The organism is Sphingomonas sp. Leaf37, from assembly GCF_920939475.1.
Classification (GTDB): domain Bacteria; phylum Pseudomonadota; class Alphaproteobacteria; order Sphingomonadales; family Sphingomonadaceae; genus Sphingomonas.
On record NZ_CAKLAX010000005.1, the window covers coordinates 168,128 to 190,710 of the forward strand.

16 protein-coding genes and 1 pseudogene are annotated in these 22,583 nt (G+C 61.8%); 8 read left to right on the forward strand and 9 right to left on the reverse strand.

What is annotated here, in order from left to right; translation table 11 throughout:
• Positions 1–6 precede the first annotated feature (6 nt).
• Both LRA87_RS17040 and LRA87_RS17045 read right to left on the reverse strand, forming a co-directional pair.
• Positions 7–701 (reverse strand): annotated as a pseudogene (locus LRA87_RS17040) (IS5 family transposase); the annotation flags it as partial.
• A gap of 44 nt (positions 702–745) precedes the next feature.
• On the reverse strand, positions 746–1,504 hold the full coding sequence (locus tag LRA87_RS17045; RefSeq protein ID WP_230781841.1) for a peptidylprolyl isomerase: 759 nt from the start codon (positions 1,502–1,504) through the stop codon (positions 746–748).
• A 219-nt stretch (positions 1,505–1,723) separates the two neighbouring features.
• Between LRA87_RS17045 and LRA87_RS17050 the strand changes: the two genes are divergently transcribed.
• The gene (locus LRA87_RS17050; RefSeq protein ID WP_230781842.1) at positions 1,724–2,224 is read left to right on the forward strand and encodes a hypothetical protein; all 501 of its coding nucleotides are present in this window, start codon (positions 1,724–1,726) and stop codon (positions 2,222–2,224) included.
• A 124-nt stretch (positions 2,225–2,348) separates the two neighbouring features.
• Here LRA87_RS17050 and LRA87_RS17055 read toward each other — a convergent pair whose 3' ends face one another.
• Positions 2,349–3,467, reverse strand: coding sequence for a glycerophosphodiester phosphodiesterase family protein (locus LRA87_RS17055; protein WP_230781844.1), 1,119 nt, complete (start codon positions 3,465–3,467; stop codon positions 2,349–2,351).
• 161 nt (positions 3,468–3,628) lie between these two features.
• Here LRA87_RS17055 and LRA87_RS17060 point away from each other — a divergent pair, with 161 nt between their 5' ends.
• Genes LRA87_RS17060 through LRA87_RS17070 form a run of 3 tightly spaced genes read left to right on the forward strand, consistent with a single transcriptional unit; the run spans position 3,629 to position 6,866 of the window.
• Positions 3,629–4,519, forward strand: a complete 891-nt coding sequence (locus LRA87_RS17060) for a DUF6528 family protein (RefSeq protein WP_230781846.1) — start codon at positions 3,629–3,631, stop codon at positions 4,517–4,519.
• Positions 4,420–5,679, forward strand: a complete 1,260-nt coding sequence (locus LRA87_RS17065) for a hypothetical protein (RefSeq protein ID WP_230781865.1) — start codon at positions 4,420–4,422, stop codon at positions 5,677–5,679. The genes LRA87_RS17060 and LRA87_RS17065 overlap by 100 nt, the downstream gene beginning before the upstream one ends.
• The gene (locus LRA87_RS17070; protein WP_230781867.1) at positions 5,676–6,866 is read left to right on the forward strand and encodes an ROK family transcriptional regulator; all 1,191 of its coding nucleotides are present in this window, start codon (positions 5,676–5,678) and stop codon (positions 6,864–6,866) included. The genes LRA87_RS17065 and LRA87_RS17070 overlap by 4 nt, the downstream gene beginning before the upstream one ends.
• Before the next feature lie 18 nt (positions 6,867–6,884).
• Here the strand turns inward: LRA87_RS17070 and LRA87_RS17075 are convergent, their stop codons facing one another.
• Both LRA87_RS17075 and LRA87_RS17080 read right to left on the reverse strand, forming a co-directional pair.
• Positions 6,885–8,405 carry a glycerophosphodiester phosphodiesterase family protein gene (locus tag LRA87_RS17075; RefSeq protein ID WP_329958608.1) on the reverse strand — a complete coding sequence of 507 codons (1,521 nt, stop codon included), beginning with the start codon at positions 8,403–8,405 and terminating at the stop codon, positions 6,885–6,887.
• Positions 8,405–11,122: a TonB-dependent receptor gene (locus tag LRA87_RS17080; RefSeq protein WP_230781869.1), complete on the reverse strand. Its 2,718-nt coding sequence runs from the start codon at positions 11,120–11,122 to the stop codon at positions 8,405–8,407. The genes LRA87_RS17075 and LRA87_RS17080 overlap by 1 nt, the downstream gene beginning before the upstream one ends.
• A gap of 82 nt (positions 11,123–11,204) precedes the next feature.
• Here LRA87_RS17080 and LRA87_RS18410 point away from each other — a divergent pair, with 82 nt between their 5' ends.
• On the forward strand, positions 11,205–11,336 hold the full coding sequence (locus tag LRA87_RS18410) for a hypothetical protein (protein WP_268934879.1): 132 nt from the start codon (positions 11,205–11,207) through the stop codon (positions 11,334–11,336).
• A gap of 439 nt (positions 11,337–11,775) precedes the next feature.
• Here the strand turns inward: LRA87_RS18410 and LRA87_RS17085 are convergent, their stop codons facing one another.
• The 4 genes from LRA87_RS17085 to LRA87_RS17100 form a co-directional block, all read right to left on the reverse strand.
• On the reverse strand, positions 11,776–12,198 hold the full coding sequence (locus tag LRA87_RS17085) for a hypothetical protein (RefSeq protein ID WP_230781871.1): 423 nt from the start codon (positions 12,196–12,198) through the stop codon (positions 11,776–11,778).
• A 371-nt stretch (positions 12,199–12,569) separates the two neighbouring features.
• Complete coding sequence (locus tag LRA87_RS17090) at positions 12,570–13,286, reverse strand: alpha/beta hydrolase (RefSeq protein ID WP_329958609.1); 717 nt, start codon at positions 13,284–13,286, stop codon at positions 12,570–12,572.
• Between the two features lie 618 nt (positions 13,287–13,904).
• Positions 13,905–14,366, reverse strand: coding sequence for a VOC family protein (locus LRA87_RS17095; protein ID WP_230781881.1), 462 nt, complete (start codon positions 14,364–14,366; stop codon positions 13,905–13,907).
• Between the two features lie 326 nt (positions 14,367–14,692).
• The gene (locus LRA87_RS17100) at positions 14,693–16,168 is read right to left on the reverse strand and encodes an alkaline phosphatase D family protein (RefSeq protein WP_230781883.1); all 1,476 of its coding nucleotides are present in this window, start codon (positions 16,166–16,168) and stop codon (positions 14,693–14,695) included.
• 217 nt (positions 16,169–16,385) lie between these two features.
• Between LRA87_RS17100 and LRA87_RS17105 the strand changes: the two genes are divergently transcribed.
• The 3 genes from LRA87_RS17105 to LRA87_RS17115 all read left to right on the forward strand — a co-directional run bounded on the left by LRA87_RS17105 (position 16,386) and on the right by LRA87_RS17115 (position 22,573).
• Positions 16,386–18,677, forward strand: a complete 2,292-nt coding sequence (locus LRA87_RS17105) for a TonB-dependent receptor (RefSeq protein ID WP_230781886.1) — start codon at positions 16,386–16,388, stop codon at positions 18,675–18,677.
• Between the two features lie 309 nt (positions 18,678–18,986).
• On the forward strand, positions 18,987–19,124 hold the full coding sequence (locus tag LRA87_RS17110; protein ID WP_165895571.1) for a hypothetical protein: 138 nt from the start codon (positions 18,987–18,989) through the stop codon (positions 19,122–19,124).
• Positions 19,125–19,690: 566 nt separating this feature from the next.
• Positions 19,691–22,573, forward strand: a complete 2,883-nt coding sequence (locus LRA87_RS17115) for a TonB-dependent receptor (protein ID WP_230781894.1) — start codon at positions 19,691–19,693, stop codon at positions 22,571–22,573.
• The last annotated feature ends 10 nt before the right edge of the window (positions 22,574–22,583 follow it).

Sequence of the window (22,583 nt, forward strand, 5' to 3'; positions counted from 1 at the left end):
GGAGCCATCGTAGCGGGTGGCGACGCGTCGCCAGTCCTTCAGCCTGCCAAACATGATCTCGATGCGGCTGCGGCGCCTGTAGCAGCGCTTGTTGTACCTGACCGGCTCGTTGCGGGATCTCCGACCCGGGATGCAGCGCTGGATGCGTTTGGCCTACAAAGCGTCCCTGAACCAGTCGGCATCATACCCGCAGTCGCCGAGCAGCCACTGTGCCTTTGGCATCTCGTCCAGCAGGGCCGCCGCCCCGGTATAATCGCTGACTTGGCCCGCGGTCATGAAGAAGCTGAGCCGGCGGCCGTTAGCATCACTGACGGCGTGCAGCTTGGTGTTTCTCCCGCGTTCGGTGCGGCCGATCAGGCGGCCAAGACCCCCTTTTTAACCAGCAGGCTCGATGCCGTGTGCTGTGCCTTGAGGTAGGTCGCGTCGATCATGACGGCCTTCGATTCGGCGCGCGCGGCAGCCAATCCATCCATCATCTGGAGGAAGATGCCCTTCTCTCCCCAGCGCTTCCACCGGTTGTACAGCGTCTTGTGAGGGCCAAAGTTCTTTGGCGCATCACACCAGCGCAGCCCGTTGCGGTTGACGAAAACGATGCCGCTCAACACCCGCCGATCATCGACCCGCGGCTTTCCAAGACTCTTGGGAAAGTACGGCCGCAGACGCTCCATCTGCTCGTCCGTCAGCCAATATAGGTCGCTCACGTGCGGTCTCCTCACGGAACCTGAATCAGATCGCGACACTCACATCAATGGGTCCTGACCCTAGAGGGAATGCCACTTTCCAATGCGTTCGCGATTAGGGTGGGGAGCCTGTCGTGAATGACATCCTGCTCGACCCAGAACCGGGCGGACCGCGTGTTAGCCACAGTGCGACTTTCAAGACGGATGAGGTGGTAGCCATCGGGTCCACGTACGGGCGGCGTGACGGCGAGCTCGGGCAGTCGGCCTACATGATCAAGGAAAAGCGGGTTCATAGTCACGCCTTTCATGGTTGGTAATATACCGCCATGAACGGCGGTATCCGCATCTTCAGACAGCTTCTCCGCGACCTCTGCGAACGCCGTCCCGGCTTTAATGCGGGCGTGCACCTGATTGGCGAGCGCTAATGCTTCCTGATCAGTGCGCGCTTTACCTTTCGGGCTTGATCCCACGGTGATGAAGATATGGCTGAGCCTGTACTCGTCATAACGTCCTGGGTGCTCCGCGATGCGGGCGATGACGTCAGCGTCCGAAACCACGATGGAATCGATCAGATTTCTACGAGCTGCCTCTGCCAGGATGATTGTCTCGGACGCTGTCAACGCTGTTTGCACGTCGGGCCGCAGTGGCAGCCCCTTCACTCGGGCGAAACGGGCCATACCGATAATCTCGCCGGTTTTTGCACGATCATCTGCGGAGGGCTCAATTCGCTTGAGCAAGACTGGCTCGAAGATCCACGAAAAATCAATGCGAGTTCGCAGCATTTTGCCGATCAGCGCCGCTTCCTCTCCGGGATTTATGGCCAAATGGGTGGTTCTATCCGACGTAGCCTGCATCTGCGAAGCAACGGGGCTGGAACAAAGCATTGTTAACGCAAAACATATTATAGGAAAAATCCTCATTTGCTGCCTCTCACGATGATTTTAACGTCGGCACGTGGATTACCATCTATGGGTAGACCACATAGCGCCAAGTGATTTAAAGAAGGCATTCGTAAAATCTGGGTTATCGCGGGGCAAATCAGGATGAGCGACAATACGTCAAGAAGCATGACTAGACTTTTCCTGTTCACAGCTTCAGTTGCAGTTTGCCTAGGCGGCGGCATGTATGTTTTTCATGATCAAATGAGCGGTGCGTCGTCAACCAGTCAAACACCTAGTATTATTGTTGTCGATACCGCCATATCTTCTGAAAAGGTCGCTTCATCACAAAATGATACTGTCCAACGCGGCTTTGATATGGTGAACACGCCTCTGCCCGACGGCCAAACTGTAACTCGACGTCTGGCCCTGTCGCTGCCGAGCCTGAAGGAGATTGTCACCGAATGCAGTGGTGCGTCATGCACCGTGAGTGCCAAGGCGGCCGGCTCCCGGAACGAGGGCGATCAACAAGGCCTCGAGCAAATGGTGAGCAATGACATTCCGACCGCGCTTTCCCAATCCGGCTACACTCTGATCGAGCCGCTGCAGATTGAGGAAACAGGCGCAGATGAAACACGGATCTTGCTTCGGATCTCGATAGCGTGAGCGGGGGCATCCCAAACCACGACAGTCAGAGACGCGCGATTTCCTCGGGATCATATGGGGCGCCTTTCCTCCGGCCGCTGGATCAAGTCGGGGAGCGTCTTGGAAAGACACTCCCCGAACCAGCTTAATCGTACCGCTTGAGATGACTGTTGCGCTTTCCCTTACCCGCGAGGAACTTGACGACACCGTTCGGATCATCCGACGTGATAAGGCCGAAGTGCTCGGAATTGATGAAGTCGAGGTTTCCGCGTCTATCATCGGTGTCACGACCCGCATCCTGACGCATCACAATGTAGTGGTAATAGACATCCGAAAGCCTGTAGCAGCATTCTCCGGTATTTTTGTAAAATGCATTGGCAACGGGGCCATCCGGGATGGCATGGAAAACGCCGACCCTGTTCCCATTATGCTGAACCTGGTTCTTCTGGTACGACAGCAAGCCATTGTGCTGCTTGACGTTTATTTCGACCGTCTTGGTGACTCGACCCCATTTGTTCAGGCTGTCAGCGACGTTTATCACACCGAGCATATTTGTAGTAAATACAGGAATCGGCGCCAGCCGCGGCGCGTCCCGGAAAAATGCCGCGGGATCGGGATAAAGGGTTGCGTTGACCTTGGCACCCATCGTGGAAGCCGAATTCGGCACCACACTTCCTGCCAGTTGATCAAGCCTGATGACTGCGCTGGTCGTCTTTGTGTCGAAGATAATTGGGGTCGAAAGCCTGTTCAGTACCCATGACTGTAGTACGCCGCTGACACGCGGCACCCGGTGCAAACTGACGCCGTTCCGGTCCGGCGTCAAAAGCCTGAGACGATCAATATCAATGGCCGCGACTTGATTGATTGCCGGATTGGTGCCCGAGTTGTTCATCGGATTGTACTTCGCGCCTCCCTTAACGGAGTAAACGTCTGTCGTACGACCCAGATGAAAGTCATGCAGAAGGTAGAGAACACCATCTTGCGATTCTTTCACATCCACCTCGATGCCGTCCATGCAGGCATGGTTGGCTGAAACAATCGCTGCTGTGGAGTTTTCTGGAATGGAATGATCGCCGCTGTTGTATTTGCCCCAGTACCCCCGATGCGCAAGAACCATCGTATCGGCGGTATGTCGCCGATTGAGGATCTCGGCCATGTGATCCGATGCCTGAAGGCATTGGGCAAATGCGGCCGGTGCGTTGACCAGACCAGCGAGCACAATCGGCAGCGCTGCGCGACGTAGGAACGTGTTCAAATGCCTCATCGGTATGTCACCTTTTTCCTGCGATTGAATCGAGGCGTACCATCAGTCCCGTCGCGATTTCGACTGCGGGGCACGATGTGGACTCGACTTAATCACCATAGGTGACAATATGGTGACGGTCGAGTAATATCGTTCGGAGCAACCCGAGGAAGGCAATAAGGATGTTGTTTCAAATTGCCGCGGCGTCGCTCGCGATGGCCACGCCGGGATCGGCTCAGGCTGCCGAGCGCCTCTATGCCTGTGGCGACGATCAGGTCCGCGAGTATGATGTCGATACCGCATCGGATGCGGGGCCGCGCGCTACCGAAATCTGGAGGTGGAGCGCCGCAACTGCGACCGACCTCCCCGCAGCTTATCGGACGCGGCTCCTCGCGCGCATCGACGAATGCAAACCGATCGATGAGGGGCGTGCGATCCTGATTACCGCATCGACGGGCGGTGTCGTCGTGGTCGATCGTGCGAGTGGCCGCGTATCGTTTCGTGCCACCGCGCCGATGGCCCACTCGGCTAGCGTCTTGCCGGGCGGACGGATCGCTGTGGCGCTTTCCCTTCACGCGCAGGGCGACCGGCTACAAGTCTACGATCGCAACCGCAGCGAAACGCCATTGCTCAGCAGACCTCTGCCGTCGGGGCATGGCGCCGTCTGGGACGAGCGGCTTCGCCGACTGTTCGTCCTGTCGCACGACCTGATCCAGGCCTATAAGGTAGGGGGAAAGCATGGCACGTCGCAACTAAGCGAAACGTCTCGCTGGACGCTGCCGGGACGTCGGGATGGACATGATCTGTCGCGCCGCGCCGACGGTCTCTACCTTGTGACGACCGACGATGGGGTCTGGACCTTCGACCCGCGCGAGGGCAGCTTCATACCATTCGCAGCACTCAACCCGAAGCTGAAGGTGAAGTCGGTCGACATGCACGGGCATCTTGCCTGGGTGCAGGCAGAGGAAAGCTGGTGGGCGAAAGGCTTCACGATCGCGAACCCGGACGGCAGTTCTCCGGTGCGTGTGCCGGTGGAGGGGCTCCACCTGTACAAGGTCCGCTGGGTTCGCTGAAATGGCGTCGCGTCTGGCTTGCCTATGGCGTCGCTCATGTCGGCAAGAGCCTGTTGTGGACGGCAAGCGACCTCCTGACCATCTATCTGCTTGTAACCGTCTATGCGGTCGATCCGGTGATCGCGGGTGCGTTGTTTCTGGGCGGGTTGATCGCGAACGGCATTGCCGACCTGTGTATCGGCCTGTGGCTCGATCGCCAGCCGTCTCACGCAGCTCCGCTGGCGGCGTGTTCGCTTGTACTGGCTGCGGCCAGCTTTCCCGCCACGATCCAGCTGGCACCACATGGACCATGGGCATTGCTGGCCGCAACGCTTGTCTTCCGGATTTCCTATGCCGGGTGCGACGTCCCGCATAACGCGCTGCTGACGCGGCTGGGCCGCACACCGCCTCGGGCGGCCTGGCTGGCGCGCGTGCGGACAATCGGCACCGCGCTTGCGTCGCTGATCGCGGCATGGGGTGTGAGCGGCGCAGATGCCGGCGCGACCGCCCCATTGCTGTGGATGATGGCACTTGCTGCGCTGCTGGTCGGATCGGCCATGGTGCCGCTCCTCGCTACCTCGCCGCTTGCGTTTGCGGGAACGAGGGTTGCGAGAGCACCCGGCCGACTGACCGGATTGCCGCTGCCGTTCCTGACCGCCGGCATCATCGGCATCGTCGGGCTCGGCGGTCTGGCAAAGGCCCTACTGCACCTTCCCGCGAGTCCCTTGGATGGATCGACGATCATTGCACTATTGATCGCTGGCCGAACGCTGTCGGCACTGTTGCCAGTATCGAACAGCACGCCCCGGCGCGGATTGACCTGTCTCAGCGCTGCCTATGTCGCGGCAGGTGCAATCGCGGCGGCGTGCGCATGGAGCAGCGGCGCTGTCATGATCGTGCTGATCGGTTTCGCTATGGGCACGATCAACCTCATCGGATGGACGCTGCTGCCGGCGCTCGCCGATGGGCCGCGTGCTTATGGTGTCTTCACCATGACGGCGAAGCTGGCGCTCGGGGCGAGCGGTCTGGCGCTCGCGGGCGGGCTGGGCGGTGTCGCGACGTTCGGGCCTGGCACCTTTTCCATTTTCGCGCTGACGGTGGCCGGTGCCTGCCTCGTTGCAGCGGTGCTGGTGCGCGCGCGCTTGACTCCGCCTGTTCGTCGGCCCTTTCCAGAATCATGACCGGAATCTCCGCGGGCAATTTCCCAAAGCACTTCCTCCGGGAGGACGGCCGCCGCACCGCGACGGCGAACGAGCGCGTCCTGCTCGAACTGCTGTCGCGGATCGGGCCGGCCAGTCGCGCCGATCTCGCCCGCCTCACCGGTCTGGCTCCACATTCGATCACTCGCCTGATCGAACCCCTGCTGACGCGAGAACTGTTGAGCGAGAGCACGCCGATCGCAGCGGGGCGAGGCAAACCTAGCGCCAAGCTGTCGCTGGTCGGGCATGCCGCGTTTTCGGTTGGTTTATCGGTGATGACCGACGCAATATCGCTGGTGCTGCTGAACCTTGCCGGTACGATAGCCGGGGTGCGTAACGAACGGCTGGCCGATGCGGCCATCGCACCCGCCTGTACACAGATCCGTGCCATGATCGACGCTGCCATCGAGGACGCCGGTTGGGACCGGGCGGCGCTCCTCGGCATCGGGGTTGGCGTGACAGGCTACTTCATCGGCGACGGCGCGCGCCTCAATCCGCCGCGCCAGCTCGACCCCTGGGCGTTGATCCCGCTCGACACGGTTTTGTCGGACGCTCTCGGACGGAAGATCTGGGTCGACAACGACGGCAACGTCGCCGCGGTAGGCGAAGCCATGCTGGGCCGCGGGCGCGAGGTACGTGATTTCGCCTATCTGTACTTCTCAGCCGGTTTCGGAGGGGGCGTGATGTGCCAGGAGGGTCCCTTGCGCGGGCATCACGGCAATGCCGGTGAATTCGCCTCGATCCTGCCGGCAGGCTGGCCACAACCGAACCTGGAGACGTTGCGGATCCTATTTGCTGAAGACGGCGTCACCTATCCCGATCTTCATACGATGCTTGCCGCATTCGATGCTGAGCATATCGCCGTAGACCGCTGGCTGGACGCTTGCATCCCCTCGCTCGATCTCGTCGTCTCGTCGATTTTTGCGACGCTCGATCCCGCGATGATCGTGCTTGGTGGCCGCCTGCCGCTGGCACTGGCACAACGCATAATCGAGCGTATCACCATCACCAATCCCGAACGACGCGGTGTTCACCGCCCTGCCCCGATAATCGTCCCGTCCGGCCTTGAAGGCGATGCCGCGGCTATCGGTGCCGCGGCTTTGCCCCTCCGCGCGGCGTTCTTCGGTGCCTCGGAAAGCGATGGCACGATCGGGGACGAAGCCATCTGACCGCGCACCGAAGAACGGTCAGCGTGCTGCGACGAACCGTCGCAGCGGCACAGGCTGATCGGTCTGGATGATCGAGACGCCGCTGCGGATAAGCCGTCCCCAGACGGCGTCCGGATGACGCATGGCCAGCGCATCTCCCCCGATATCGGCGACGAAACCGTCCCACAGGCTGTTGGCCCAGACCCGCCCTCTGGCGGTGTTAGCGGCCGCAACGACCAGAGCCAGCATCGCCAAGGGCAGGCGCGGGACTTCGTAGCCGATCGGCCTTGTGGATCCAGATGCCTGTCGCGCGATCACTTGCGGTAATTCGACGCTACCGGACAACATCGGCATGAACGGCACCCGATCGAACGGTGCCAATATTGCCAGTGGCGGACTGGCAATGCCGGCGGTCGCCTTGACTATTACGCGACTCTCGGCTCCGGCGTGATGGACCGCCGCGATCGTCTCGGCGTGAACGGCATCCTTTATGTCGAGATTGAGCACGATCCGCCCGTCCGCAGCCGCCAGCATCGCCGCCAGCGTAGGGATGCGATGCCCGGTCAGCAGGCTGGCCGGACCACCAAGATCGTCGCGTAACTGCAGCGCCTGCAATTCCACGAGCGTCAGGTCCGCGACCTTGCCATTACCGTTCGTGGTGCGATCGACCGTGGCATCGTGAATCATCACCAGATGTCCGTCACGGGTCATCCGCACGTCTGCTTCCATGACATCGATGCCGAAGGTGGCACAACGATCGAGCGCGGCGAGCGAGTTCTCGGGCGCGCTGCCCGCCCCGGCGATGGCGGTGTGGCAGCCGCGATGCGCTACGACGATCGTGCCGGCCTCGGGGTCGGCAATGCGCGCCATGATGGCGAGAGCGCAATCGAGTTCGTTGCGTGCCGCCTCCATATCCCTTCGGAAACCTGCATCGCCATGCAGCCGCGCGACAACCGCCGCGGCGGCCTGCCGCGCCGCGGTCACCGCGCTGAAATTATGAGCGCCGCAGATCACGCGACTGTCGCCATACTCCCGCCCGCGCGTCAGAATCGCCGCGGCTCGATCCGGCAGCAGCTCGGCGAGCACAAGCGCCACTGCCGTTCCCCAGCTCGTGTGCCCCGACGGATAATCGAAACTTTTTTCCAAAACCCCGCGCGGCTGGCAGACAGGGCCGGGGTCCATCAGGAATGGTCGACGTCTGGCATAGACCGGCTTTACCGCGTTGACGGCAGCCGCAACATCGCCGCGCATGCGGGTCAGCAGCCGCGCAATTGCCGGCGTAGCCTGGAGCGACAAGGAACGCCCCGCAGCTGCATCGAAGTCCGTCAGCATTGCAAGTACGCCCTCGTCGACGTCGCCGATTGCCTGCTGCCAGCGCGGTGATCCATAGAGCGTACGGGTTGCGCGAAAGGCAGCGCGATCCGCTTCGTCGCCCGCTGAGCCGCTCGCTGGCGCGGGCGGCAACACGTCGATCAACGCGACGCCTGGGCCAGTCAGGTAGCGCTGCGCGCCGGCTGGCTGGGCCGCCAGCAAGAGCGGCAGCATGATGGCGACGCGCATCAATAGCGTACCAGTGCGCCAACGTAGAAAGACCGACCATTGTCGACCTCCTCGCGCAACAGACCGTATCCGGGACCGAACAGACGCTGCGGACGGAAGTTGGTCAGGTTCTTGGCCTGGGCGACGATCGTCCAATGACGGTCCAGCTTGAGGCGTAGCTGCGCGTCGAACAGATCGCTCGCGGCATAGCGCCGATCCTGCAACGGATCACTGGTCGATACCGAAAAGAGGGTCGGCGACAGATGATTCCACGCGCCCTGCAGCGTAACCGGACCGGCAGCATAGAACAGTTTGACGTTGGCGACCGTATCGGCGCTCTCGAAAAGCCCTGACAGTCGTCGACGGGTGATGCCGTCGGCGAGCGTAACCTGCGGCGGTGTCGGATCAAGCAGGGTCAGATTCGCAGAAAAGCCCAGCCCGGCGAGTGGTCCGGGCAGGAACCGCATGCGGGCAACGACGGCGTTCAACTCGATGCCACGCACCCGCGATCCGCTTGCGTTCACCGGGCGGACGCGGGTGACCAGCTGTGCGACGCCTTCGAACACCTCATTTGCCTGGTTCCGGGTGGAGATGATCTCGTCAGCGATGTCCTTCTGGAACAGGCCTGCCGAAAACAGGATGTCGCGGTCGACGTAGTACTCGAGGCTGAGATCGTAATTGTCCGACCGGCGCGGTCGCAAGCCCGGGTTGCCGCTGACGATCGACACGCCGCCATCGGGATTGTTTGCTGTGATGCCGATGTTGACCGTCTCGCGCCCGGCGAGATCATCGTAATTGGGACGACCGAGGGTCCGGCTGAACGCCGCACGGACGCGCAGGCGATCGGTGATATCCCAGTCCGCCTGCGCCGAGGGCAGCCATTCGCTGTACTGCTGGCGCTGTTGCCGAAAGTCAAACACGGGCGCGCTCGTCAACCCCGATTGCCGGTTTGCGCTCGTGGACAGCATCGTATCCTCGAACCTGACGCCCGCGCTCAGGCGGACGGCATCGGACGCGTAGCGTGCCATCAGGTAAGCTGCCGTGATATCTTCCGTGAGGGTGTAGTCAGGCTGGCGGTTCCCTGCCGGATTGGCGCTGTTGACGCCCAGGAAGCTGCCTGGGTTTGCCGCGAAGGCGCTTGCCGCCGAAGCGGGGTCAACCAACAGGACCCGCTGACCACCACCGTTGTATGGCACATAGGATTCGCTGGCGAGAACGTTGGACAGCAGCAGGTTACTCGCCGGCGTGGTCCGGTAATTGTCGACGGTGAAGTCATAGCGCCGGTCGAGGAAACGGGCGTAGGCGCCAGTCGCGATCCCAAAGCCGCGATCATCCGCTTCCATGTTGATATTCAGATTGGCGCGCGCGGTCAGCGCCTCCTCGCGATTGTCGTCGCTGCTGGTGCCATATTCGAACTGACGATACTCGGCAGCGTTGGCAACGAACCCAGGATTGGCGAAGTCGAAGAATGCGAAACCACCGGGCGTGTAGGCGTACCGATAGGCAAGGCTTGACGTATTGGCGATGCGATAGGTCGCCAGCCGCGCATCCTGCCGATAGGTGGCGATCGCATAATTGAGGCCAAAATCGACCTTCACCGTATCACCAGGCGTCAGTTCCGCATGGGCGTCGGCATAGCGCATGCGACGGGTCTGATAGAAGTTCGACAGGTCGGCCTGCGCATTGGCGTTCGCGACGCTACCGCTCGTGGCGCTCACGTTGCTGAAATGAATGTAGCGATTGGTCGCTGCAGTCACCGCGGTGTTGGCTACGACAATATTCGATTGGCGCTCCTCGTCATTGATGTGGCGAAAGTCCGCGAGGGTCACCGCAGCCTTGAACATCGTGTGATCGTCAAATTCCAGCTTGCCGAACATGCCGTATCGCTGGCGAACATTGTCGTAGTGCAACCAGCGCCGACGATCGGGCGCAGCGAACGCCTTGCTGACGTCACTGGCCGGGGACAGCAGTCGCGTGCCGGCGACCGGATCGAAATAGAGGTAATTGTCCGTAGCCGAATTGACCGACGCGGAGTCGCGCCAAAAGTAGCTGCCCGCTACTACAATGCCGAATTTGTGATCCGCGCCGAAGGTCGTCGAGGCGACGAGTTCGGCCTGACCCGATGGCGCACGATTGCCGCGCGTTCGTCTGAAATCCCACTGTCCGATATCGAACCGGCCGCCCACGAACGGTTCGCCCTTGCCCTCGAAAGCACTGCGTGTGCGAAGATTGGCGATACCGCCGATCGCATTCCCGTTCATTGCGGCCGTGACCGACTTGTAGACCTCGACCCTGCTCGCGAGCGATGAGGGAATGACGTCGAGTGATACGTTGCGCCGTCCGACCTCATTCGCAGGTAGCGTCACGCCGTCGATCTGGACCAGATTGTAATCGGCATTGAGGCCGCGAATGGAGAGGAATTGCGCTTCCCCGCGCGCATTGTTTTGAACGGTCGAGACACCCGGCACGCGCTGCAGGGCCTCGCCCAGTCCGAAGTCCGGCAACGTGCCGATCTCGTCGGCACTGATGCTGTCGGAGATCACCTCGATCTGCCGCTTGGCCTCGATCTCGCGAACGGCCTGTAAACGGGCGCCGGTAACGATGATGTCCTGCTCGCTCGCCGCCCCAGCTGCCGCAGGTGAAGGCGTTGGGGGAGTGACGATTTCCTGCTGCGCCTGCGCAGCAGCCGGCAAGGCACTCGAGAGCAGCAACAGGCCGCGCAAGGTAGCGAATTTCATGACCATCCCCCAAATCCGACATCGTTGTGCCGGCTTATTTATGTACCTAAGGTGACATATGTATGACGGTCTACGGAAGGATATGCAATGGCAGATCTCAACAAGCATTGGCCTGGCGGTCGGCGGGCCCATCGAAGGCGCCGCGCTATTAGCGCTGGATGATCAACATTACGGCATGTTGAAACCGGCGATCCGGGCGGCAGATGACACCTAACGCCGGTCGCTACGCCGGGATCTGCCCCTCAAGCTGGAACTCGGTTTGCATTGGCCGCAGCCCTGAGCAAAGTCGACGCGCTCAGCAAAGACGTTTGCTGGTCGCCAGATTACCACGATAGCCAACTACAACCGGTTTCTACCGGTCGCGATTTACGTGATGGCTGCAAGCTGGCGTCCATCCGGCACGTCTGCCCTTGATGCGACCATGCGCACAGCCGGGGCGGCGGCCTTGTACAGATGGCTCGCCGCTTTGATCGCCGGCTAAGCTGGCGCATCGGTGGTTGTGCGTGGACCGGCAACCCAGAGATCGGGTGTCGACGTCAATCGGCGTTTGGGCACCCTGGCACGCGCCAGCGGGCACCAGGACGCCATCCGCCGCCCCGAGCACCCAACAGGCATGCGGACTATCGTCGACCGGCATCTGGAGGGCTTGCGGCTCAGGCAGCGGCGTAGCGGGCCGTCTCAGCCATTTGATGGCCAAGTTCGGCAGGAACAGCGAAACGACCCGTCTCATCGCTGCCCTCCACTATCAGGGAGGAGCTCTCACCACCGCGCTGCCGCGCCAGTTCGACCGACCAACTCGCCTTCCCACACCCGCAAACCTCCAGCCGTGCCGACGGTGCCACCCCGATCCGCCAGCGCGTCCACGCGGCAGACGGCTCGGAGAACGGGTCCTGATCACGATTGCGGCTACGACGAAGCAGCAGCAACGGCATGTCGGATTCCGCCGCCGCTAGTTGCAGGCGGCGGGTGGCATCCATCGAGACCTTGCTCGCCTTCGCGAAGATCGCCGACGGGGTCCCGTCCCGGACCGCGTCCTCGATCATCGCGAGCACCGGGGTGAAAAGTTTGGATGCCATTAGCCACCTCTCGAATTTGCGTTACCGCCCGACACTCCGGACGCAACGCTCACTAGCGTTTTCTGCAGGTCGCTTAGGCTCAGCCCACAAGGCGGTGAATGGGCAAGAGGATGCGGGTGAACAAAGACCCAAGTGCGGACGTTCACGGCCACTCAAACCCATCCTGCTTTCGGCCGCTCGTTCATCTCGATGAGCGGCGAAGCACGGCGCTAATACCACGTTCTCGAGCGCGGACCGCTGCTCGAAGGGCAAGGACGGCTGCTGCGAAAGATGAAGGGTGACCGCTTCCTCCCCCCGGGCCTCGAAGAAGGCCCGCCGATGGCGCGCCTCCAGGCGCCTCGTCTATGCACCGGAACTCGGGCCGCAACGGCCTACTGCATGCCGATGTTGTGCAACCACTGCTCGACCTGCCCCGGCCACTGCGTCGTGATCGGTTCGGCGGTCGGCCGCAGCCCGAATGCATGTCCGCCCTTTGCATACAGGCGCATGTCAACCGGCACGCCTGCGCCGTTAAGCGCCAGTGCGTAAGCCATCGGCTGCCGGATATCGTCGACCGGATCGTTCATCGCATGGATGATGAGCGTCGGCGGCGCCTTCGGGTTGATCCTGACCCAAGGCGCGAGCTCGAGTTCGTTCTTGCGCTTACTGGTGTCGAGCACACGCGCTGTGTAGGCGACGACTGCGAAGTCGAGTCGCGGCGACACCCGGTCGGCGGCGTCGCGGATGGGGTACGTCCGCTCGTAATCGTTGCTCAGGTTCGTCACGAGATAGGCGCCGGCCGAAAAGCCGATCACCCCGATCTTATGCGGGTCGATTCCGTAGGTCGCAGCTCCGTGGCGCAACAGCCCCATAGCGCGGTGTGCATCCTCAAGGCCCAGCAGCACGTCCGGCCGCTTCTGCCGCCCGTCCACCTTAGGCCAGACCTGCGGCGTCCGATATTTCAGCATAGCGCATGTCATGCCCTTCGCGACGACCCAGTCGCAGATCTCGGTGCCTTCCAGGTCGGTCGCCACCGCGTAGAAGCCGCCGCCCGGCAGCACCAGCATCGTTGCGCCCGTGTTCCGCCCTATGGGCCGGTAGATCGTCATCGTCGGCCGGGTGACGTAGCTCGCCCAATGCCATTTCCTGCCCCCGACAAGCGGAGAGCCGTTTCCCGTGCCCTCGGCCTCGTCGCCAGTGTCCGGCTTCGCCAGAGGCACGTCCGCCGGCCACAATGGTATCTGCGTCCCGCGTTTTGTGGGTTGCCACACGCCCTTTCGCTCCACCTTCGGAACTTCAATCCTAGCCGACGTAGTTTCGCTCGTAGTCGCCTGACCGCAAGCTGCGCCGGTCAGGCCAGCTGCGAGGAGCGTTGGAACGACGAACCGCAAGCGCGACAAATTGCTGTCTCCGATTATTCGAGCGTAGATGCCGAGCCGAGAATCAACTCAGCTACCTTGATCGCGATTGCCAACGCTCGCTCGTCTCGCAAGCGGCTCTTCGGGAAAAAAGGCTTCGAGGCCAGAGAAAGAGAGAGAGCTGCGCTGCCGCTGTCGGCTGTTATTGTCTACCTAGACCCACTTGCGGTCATTCGCGGCCTCTTCTTGGCTCCCCAACTTCTGCCATCCATTTAGTTTTGCGGCACAGAAGGCGCTGATCTTCTGCCTGTCCGCTGCCCTGCCAAATTTCAAAAAGGATGATGAGGCGGCAAAGCTCCTGCCGGCCGGCTAACGGGCTGCCGGCTGCATAAGCTCTATCGTGATATGATCGGGGCCTGAAACGTAGGCCACCGACGTTCCCTTCCGTGGACCGCCTGGGATCGGCAGCGGATTGCCTTCCGCCTTCCATCCTGCTGCCTCGACGCGCGCAATGGCGACATCTATGTCCTTTACGGTCAGAGCCAGGTGGGCCGCTCCGATCGATCCCGCCCCGCTGGGCACCGTCCCGTTCTGGAGCCCGTTTGAACATTCCAACAGTTCGATCACGTACCCGTCTTGTGCCTTGACGATCGCCGTTCTCACTTTCGGATCATCGACACCTGTCACCTGATGCAGGAAATCGCCCCACATCTCCGAACGCCGCTCGAGCGTGAAACCGAGCGCTCCCGTCCAGAACCGAACGGCTTCGTCCAAAGACGACACAGCGAAGCCTGTGTGGTCCACGGCAGTTACGTTTGCGGCGTCCGTCATTACTGCCCTCTCACTGGTATGCCGCCTGTGCTTACCGCGCGACCGTTCACCATCGTGAAGCGCTTTTTTCAAAATCCGTCCCCGCAAACACTTCACCGCCATGGGCTGGCGGACACGGGGAAATGGAAAGGCTTCGAAGCCTGCAAAGCAGCTAGTTCCAGGATGCGAACGACCTTACGAGCAGAAGAGCGTGGTCAGCCGGCGATCAGGCCGCCAGCGGCTGCCGAGATCCACAAGTTACCACCTAGAGAGCCCTGCCCGAGTCCGACTACGGACGCTCGTTCATGTCCGCAGCAGGAATCTCGCGGCATAGGAGATCCTTTCGGCTAAGCTCTTGAAATGCGACGCGAACCATCTGGTATGATGAACGTGGCTCCGCTGCGGACTGCACTATCTCGATCGAGGCCATTGAAGATCATACGCATCTCCGCGCGCACGAAGTCGCGGCCGATGTCGATCCTCGTCCAGCCGGCATGTTGTACGTCGTGAAAACGAATGTGCGGATTGTTGCGAGTGACCTCGCCAAACCGTCCGATCGGAGGAGAGGCCGCAGCTAGGGCGGACGTCACAAGCTCGGAACCGATGATCTTACCATCGTCGGTCATCAGATCATTCGCCCAGAAGGAATGAACGTCGCCACTCAAAACGATCGGACTCGTCACCGCAGGCTGCTGCATTTCATGAAGCAGACGAGTGCGATTAGCCGCGTAGCCATCCCACTGATCGCTGTAGGTTGCCGTATGCGCGCCATCCAACCACAAAGGTGCGAAGAACACCTGCTGCGCAATGAGCGTCCAAGGTCGGCGCTCGCCTGCGAGACGTTCGGAAAGCCAGCGTTCTTGAGCGGCCCCCATGATCGAGCGCGTTGGTGCTGCTGCTTCGACGCAGTTTTCAAGCCTGATGTTCCGCGCCAGATCGGGTGGGGAGCATGGTGGCGCACTGCGATACTGCCGGGTGTCGAGAACCGAGATCGATGCCAGTTCACCCCAGTCCACGGCTCGGTATAATTGCGGCGCGGGGCGATTGCGCCATAGGCTGGGCCGGATCGGCATATGCTCGAAATAGGCCTGGTACGCCGCTGCCCGCCGCGGCGCGAACAGCGCGGGTGGCAGTCCCTCGCGATTGGCGAGGCCGGCATAGTCGTTCAGGACCTCGTGATCGTCCCAGGTCACCACCCATGGACAGGCACGGTGCGCAGCCTGAAGGTCCGGGTCCGTCTTGTACAAGGCATGGCGCTCGCGATAGCCGGCCAGATCGCGTGGCTCGGGCGAGCCGAAGCTGCGGACGCGAGGCAGGTCCGGGTAGCTCTGCTCATAGATGTAGTCGCCCAACTGCAGGATCAGATCCGGCTCGGCCGCGACGATATCGCGATAGGCGCCGAACCAAGCCTGCTCCCAATGCTGGCAGGAGGTCACCGCCAGCCGCAGCCGGTCGGCCACTATGGGTGAGGTCGCCGCCCGCCCGACCGGACTGGTCGCGCCGAGCGCGTGGAACCGATACCAGTAGCGCCGCCCCGCCGGCAGTCCCCTGATCTCGACATGCACCGCATGCGCGCGTTCCGGATAAGCGCCGCCCCGTCCCCGGCGGACGATCGCGCGGAAGTGCGGGTCGGTCGCGACCTCGTAGCGAACCTCGACCGTAGCGGCCTGCAGCGGCGTCGCATGCGGCCCGATCAGCCGCGTCCACAGCACGAACCCGTCCGTGCTAGGATCGCCACTCGCCACGCCCAGCCCGAACGGGTCGGCATCGGCGCGGGCATGGGCGTCGAGCGGCACCGCTGGCAGGACCGCGAGCCCGACCATCGCAGCGAGCAGGGCACGGCGATGCCATAGATGGTCGGACGTCGTCATGCAGCCCCGGCTAGGCTCGCGCCATGACGAAGCGGTGACAAGAACCGCGGTCAGTCACGAAAACGTCGCGGAAGCGCAACGGTAACGACCCGGAGTGATCGTAAGCGCCTCGCAACGATCGTCGCATGAGCGACGACCCTCCACGGCCTTTTCCACAGCGGGAACCCCCATGATCTACAAGACGATGCTGCTTGCCTCGGCGACCGCGCTGTTCGCCACGTCCGGTCTCGCGCACGCTCAGGACACGGCGCCTGTCGGGGCCGCCACGAGCGAACCACAGGACGCGGCGGCCGAGATCGTGGTCTATGGCAGCGGCAAGGTTCGCCAGGAACAGACGGTCTCGCGCAAGGCTATCGAGATCCTGCCGCCGGGCAGTTCGCCGCTGAAGGCGGTCGCGCGCCTGCCGGGCGTGGCGCTGCAGAGCTCCGATCCGTTTGGTTCCTACGAGCTCGGCACCCGCCTGTCGGTGCGCGGCTTCAATCAAAGCCAGATGGGCTACACGCTGGACGGCGTGCCGCTCGGCGACATGTTCTACAACAACCACAACGGCCTCCACATCAGCCGTGCGATCGCAGCAGAGAACATCGCGCGGGTCGACGTGTCCCAAGGCGCCGGATCGCTCGGCATCGCCTCGACCAGCAATCTCGGTGGCAATCTCGAATTCGTCTCCCGCGCACCGTCGCAGGAGCTCGGCGGCGAGGTAGCACTCACCTATGGCATGTACGACACTGTGCATCTGTATGGACGGCTCGACAGCGGCGAACTGTCAACCGGAACGCTACTGTCGATATCCGGCGTGATCCATGACGCCAGCAAGTGGAAAGGCTTTGGCGGTCAGTCCGACAACAAGGTCAACGGCAAGATCGTTCAGAAGATCGGTGAGGCGACGCTGACCGGTTGGGTTAATTATTCGCTCCACAAGGAACGCAATTACGCCGATTTATCGCCGGCGACGCTGTCGCGGATCGGCTACGACCTCGATTTCCTTCATCCGGACTATGCCACCGCTATCCTGCTATCGCAGGTTAGCGCCAACCAGACTGCCGCCGCCGGACGCCGGCCCCTGCCCTTCCCCACTGTCGGCGTCGCCTTCCCGGCGCCCTATACGAACGTCAACGACACCTATTACGACAGCGGTGGCGTGCGGCGCGACTGGCTGGGCGCGGTGACGCTCGACGTGCCGGTCGCCGACTGGCTGGACGCGAGCGCTACCTATTATCATCATTACGACAAGGGCACCGGCGGCATCTACACGCCCGCGGTCTTCTCGCCCGATGGTTTTCCGCTGTCCGTCCGCACGACCGAATACGGCATCAAGCGTGATGGCGGCCTCGCCCGTGCGACGGCGACGCTCGGCGTTCACACAATCCAGATCGGCTATTGGCACGAGGACAATCGCGCCAGCACCGACCGCAACTACTACGCCGCCAGCCTCACCAACCGGCCCGACGTCACGACCTTCCTGACCAACCCGTTCCGCAGCGACTTTCTCACCGACCTGACCACCGTGACCAACCAGTATTTCGTCAGTGACAGCTGGAAGGTCATCGACACGCTGACGATCGCCGGTGGCTTCAAGGGCGCACGTGTATCGAACGGCATCACGACCACCTTCGGCACGCCGTTCATCAACGGCAGGATCGCCGCCAAGGACTTGTTCCAGCCGCAGATCGGCGCGACCTACCGCGTCGGGCGCCAGGAGTTCTTCGCAAACTACGCCGAGAACATGCGCGCCTACATCAGCTCGTTCCGCGGCCCATTCGGCACCACGCAGGTTGGGTTCGAAGCGATCCGTAACACGCTGAAGCCCGAAACCTCGCGCACCGTTGAGTCCGGCTGGCGGTTCGATCTCGGCCCGGTGCGCGGCGTCGTCGCTGGCTATGACGTCAAATTCAAGAACCGGCTGCTGGCGGCGTTCAGCGGCGCCAACATCCTCGGCAATCCAAGCATCTTGCAGAACGTCGGCAGCGTCACCAGCCGCGGTGTCGAAGTGGCGGCAACCTACCAGGTCGCCCGTCCGCTCGCGCTGATCGCGTCCTACTCGTACAACGACAGCACCTACGACGACGATACGGTCAATGGCGCGGCGTTCGTTCGGACGAAAGGCGTCCGGACCGTCGATACTCCCGCCCATCTTGGCAAGGGCGAGATCAATTACGACGACGGCCGGTTCTTCGGCAATCTCGCGGGGGCCTACACGTCGCGGCGCAACGTCACCTACACCGGCGACGTGACGGTCAAGGGGTACACGCTGTTCGACGCCGCGATCGGCTACCGCTTCCCGGCGGACAGTACGTTTGCAGGCGTCGAAATCCAGATCAATGCTGTCAATCTGACAGACGAGAATTACATCGCCGCGCTTGGCTCGGGCCAGTTCTTCAACAATGCCACCTCCCTGAACAATACGCTGCAGGCTGGATCGCCGCGACAGGTTTTCGGCACGTTGAGGCGACGGTTCTGAGCTCAGGATACTGGTCGCTTTTCTTTTGAGTCCCGACCTGTCTTGAAAGTGCGGCGTTGAGGTAGAACAAGCTTTGCGGATCCACGGGATCACGGCTCTCGGGGACGCGAAGGCTATTTGTCTCGGCGTACTGGGAGGATTTTGACTCAGTTCCGGACGCTCAGGTCGCCAATAACGCTGCCCATAAGCAGACGGTCGTTCATGACGCCGTCCAAGACCTTGCCCTCGTGGGAACAAGTTAGGAACCAATCAACTAATAGACGGTTTAGGGCTCTGCACCACTAGATGGTGTTTGCTTGGAGCCAAACGATGGCGAAGAACGAGCATACGAGCGAGAAGGCCGGCAAGGCAGCCTCAAAGGTCCTGAAGGACGGTCGAACCGGCAAGGACTCGAAGACAGCCGCTGGATCTGCATTGTCTCAGCGCCCCGACAAAAAGAAGAAGTAATCGATGGGGGCCGGTCGGTACCGGCCCCACCCATCTGGTACGGGTATCCGCCAGCTGAGACCCATTTCCGGACCTTCAAAGTGCCTGCCCGATGCCCAACTTCTGCCAGTCGTTCATATAAATTCTAACGGCTACCGGATCGATGATAGACTTAGTGTCCCTATGGTGTCGGCAGAGCATCTGAATTGCGTTTTAGGTCTATGACCACCCTCAAAGTCCGTAGGACGAAAGTTTTGGTATCTGGCGGAAACACGGCAGACAGGCGGACCTTGGCTCTTTCGGGACGATCGTACTTAATGTTCGCGTCGTTGCCAGCCTTCATAAGATCCGTTCCTGCCGAGGCGGAGCGGCGACGCTGCTGCAGTGTGCAGTCACCTACCCTTCTCAACCGAAGCAATAGGGTAACCACGTCAGTCCAGTCTGGACGCACGTAAGCCTTGCTGACATTTCCATTTGACACCGGTGGACTTTTGTCGGACCAACAATGAAAGACACCGGTGTCAAACAGAACCTGCAGCAACGGCAAGCAGGCAGCCGACCAAGTCTGTTGTGAATGGAGAGGCACAATGTACATGCACAAATCGCGCCTGCTTGGCGCCACCGGGTTCGTTGCCTTCGCGCTGTCCGCGGCCGACGCGCAAGTGGCGCCCGCGGCCGATCCCGCGGTACAGACCCCCCAGCAGGTCGAGCCTGCGGTGGTCGGTGAAGATACTACGACCGGCGAAGATATCGTCGTCACCGGCTTCCGCGGCAGCCTCGAACGGGCGCTCGACGTCAAGCGCAACAGCAACTCCGTGGTCGACAGCATCGTCGCCGAAGATATCGCGAAATTTCCCGACAACAATCTCGCCGAATCGATCCAGCGTGTTCCCGGCGTTACGATTACGCGCGACGGCGGCGAAGGCCGCAACATCTCCGTCCGTGGCCTCGGCCCGGATTTCACGCGCGTCCGCATCAACGGCATCGAGGCGCAGGCAACGACCGGGTCCAACCGCGGCCGCGGTTTCGATTTCAACGTCTTCGCATCCGAGCTGTTCAACCAGATCGATGTGCGCAAGACGCCTTCTGCCAACGTAGAGGAAGGATCACTCGGCGCGACAGTCGACCTGCATACCGGCCGGCCGTTCGATTCGAAGGGGCAGGTGCTCGCGGTCTCCGCACAGGGCGGGTACAACGACCTGTCGCACTCGCTGGACCCACGGTTCGCGATCCTCGGCAGCAACCGCTGGGATACCGGCATCGGCGAGATCGGCATCGCATCGTCGATCGCCTTCTCCGAACGCAACCTGATCCAGAACGGCGTCTCGACCGTCGGATGGCAGCAGGGCAACGCCGATGGCGGCTTCTGCAACCCGGCGACCAACGCCAGCCTCTGCGCCGGCACCAATCCCGCCGCTTATGCGCTGGCGAGCAACGTCAACACACGATACCCGCGCTTCCTGCGCTACCAGGATTACCGCCAGAAAACGCAGCGGCTGGGCATCACGGGATCGCTTCAATGGCGCCCCGAACCGGCGACGACGATCACGCTGGACGGGCTCATCAGCCGCTTCCGGGCGACCAGGAACGAACGTCAGCTCGAATCCATCTCGCTCAGCCGACCCGCATCGACGGGCGGCAAGCCCGAGGTCGTCGTACGCGATATCGCAGTCGATGAGAACGGCACGGCGACCTACATGGCGCTCGACAACGTCGACGTGCGTTCGGAAAACTATGTCGATCGATACTCAACGGTCTTCCAGCAATATACCTTGAATGCCGAACATGAGTTCAGCGACCGGTTCAAGGTCAGCCTGCTCGGCGGTTACGTCAAGAACGACTTCAACAACGCGGTCGACTACATTACCCAAATCGATCGACAGAACGCCGACGGCTATTCCTACGACATGCGAACGTCCGGGATGAACTTTCCGGCGATCAACTATGGCTTCGATGTCACCAATGCAAATCAGTGGTATCTGGGGCAATCGCGGATCGCACCCGGCGGCGGCACTGGTGCGAGCGGCCCGGAAATTCGCCTGCGCCCCAACTTCAACGACAATATTTACAAGACCGGGCAGGCCGATTTCTCGTTCCGCGTCAACGATATGCTGACGCTGACCGCCGGGTTCCAGCGCAAGAGCTATGAATTCATCGGTCGCGGCCAGCGTTTCGCGTCGGGCGAGGGCAACATCCCCAACCTGCCCGCCGGAACCAGCTTGGCTTCGGTCACCGAACAATATTGCGGCCTGCGCGGGCTGAATCTGCCCGCCGGCACGGATCGCTGCTGGCTGTCGCCGAACAGCGATGCGATCGCCTCCGCCTATGGCGTGTTCGGCAACTCGGGTCGCTTCCTGCTGTCGGAAACCACGGCGAGCGCGCGTGGCGACAATCGCACGGTCAGCGAGGACGATACCGGCGGTTACGTCCAAGCGGCCTTCAAGTTCGACATCGGCGGCGTACCGGTGCGCGGCGACGTCGGTTACCGCCGCGTCCACACCAAACAGGAATCCGGTTTTTACGCGACCGTGCCTACCACGGTGAACCCGAGTGGATTCGAATGGACCGTCGTCGGGCGGTCGTATGACGACGACCTGCCGTCGCTCAATCTAGTAGTCGAGCCCACCGACACGCTGCTGGTGCGCTTCGGGCTGGCGAAGGTCATGGCCCGCCCGGGGCTTGGCAGCATCTCGGCGGCAACGAATGTATCTGTCGCCGGCGCGTCGCGCGCGGTGACGACAGGCAATCCGCAGCTCGAACCCTATCGCGCGAAAACCGTCGATTTCGCGGTGGAATGGTACCCCGCCCGTGGTGCGGTCCTGTCGGCAGGCGTGTTCTACAAGGACATCTCGACCTATGTGCAGAACATAACGACATCGGCGCCGTTCTCCAGCACCGGCTTGCCCGACTCGCTGCTCGCAGGCACCGGCGTGACCAGCGGCGACCTGTTCCAGATTTCGAACGTGGTGAACACGCCCGGTGGGCCGCTGAAGGGGCTGGAACTCAATTACCAGCAGGCCCTCACCTTCCTGCCGTCGTTCCTCTCCAACTTCGGCATTCTAGCGAACTACACGTACGTCGATTCCGACATCGACTATTTTGTCAGCGCGACCAGCGGCGCCTCGGCCGTCGTCTCCCAACCGTTGCTCAACCTGTCGAAAAACGCCTTCAACGCCACGATCTACTACGAACAGGGCCCGTTCCAGGCGCGAGTGTCAGGCAACTACCGCGACAAATACCTGACGGCGGTGCCTGCAAGCTACAACACCGACGTCGCCGGCAACACGGCGGCCACGTACGTCGATTTCTCGCTGTCCTATCGGATCGGCAAGAGCCTGACGTTCAGCCTCGAAGGGATCAACCTCACCAACGAACCGACGATCTCCTATTCGGACTCCGTCGCCGAACGCGTGCAGGATTACTTTCAGAGCGGGCGACAGTTCTACGCAGGCGTCCGCTACAGCTTCTGAGGAGCGGCAC

Bases quoted from the DNA above. Each gene is read 5' to 3' on its own strand.
- LRA87_RS17050 (WP_230781842.1), top strand. From the start codon at position 1,724: ATGAGCGACAATACGTCAAGAAGCATGACTAGACTTTTCCTGTTCACA.
- LRA87_RS17055 (WP_230781844.1), bottom strand. From the start codon at position 3,467: ATGAGGCATTTGAACACGTTCCTACGTCGCGCAGCGCTGCCGATTGTG.
- LRA87_RS17060 (WP_230781846.1), top strand. From the start codon at position 3,629: ATGTTGTTTCAAATTGCCGCGGCGTCGCTCGCGATGGCCACGCCGGGA.
- LRA87_RS17070 (WP_230781867.1), top strand. From the start codon at position 5,676: ATGACCGGAATCTCCGCGGGCAATTTCCCAAAGCACTTCCTCCGGGAG.
- LRA87_RS17075 (WP_329958608.1), bottom strand. From the start codon at position 8,405: ATGCGCGTCGCCATCATGCTGCCGCTCTTGCTGGCGGCCCAGCCAGCC.
- LRA87_RS17080 (WP_230781869.1), bottom strand. From the start codon at position 11,122: ATGAAATTCGCTACCTTGCGCGGCCTGTTGCTGCTCTCGAGTGCCTTG.
- LRA87_RS18410 (WP_268934879.1), top strand. From the start codon at position 11,205: ATGCAATGGCAGATCTCAACAAGCATTGGCCTGGCGGTCGGCGGGCCC.
- LRA87_RS17085 (WP_230781871.1), bottom strand. From the start codon at position 12,198: ATGGCATCCAAACTTTTCACCCCGGTGCTCGCGATGATCGAGGACGCG.
- LRA87_RS17090 (WP_329958609.1), bottom strand. From the start codon at position 13,286: ATGACGATCTACCGGCCCATAGGGCGGAACACGGGCGCAACGATGCTG.
- LRA87_RS17095 (WP_230781881.1), bottom strand. From the start codon at position 14,366: ATGACGGACGCCGCAAACGTAACTGCCGTGGACCACACAGGCTTCGCT.
- LRA87_RS17100 (WP_230781883.1), bottom strand. From the start codon at position 16,168: ATGGTCGGGCTCGCGGTCCTGCCAGCGGTGCCGCTCGACGCCCATGCC.
- LRA87_RS17105 (WP_230781886.1), top strand. From the start codon at position 16,386: ATGATCTACAAGACGATGCTGCTTGCCTCGGCGACCGCGCTGTTCGCC.
- LRA87_RS17110 (WP_165895571.1), top strand. From the start codon at position 18,987: ATGGCGAAGAACGAGCATACGAGCGAGAAGGCCGGCAAGGCAGCCTCA.
- LRA87_RS17115 (WP_230781894.1), top strand. From the start codon at position 19,691: ATGTACATGCACAAATCGCGCCTGCTTGGCGCCACCGGGTTCGTTGCC.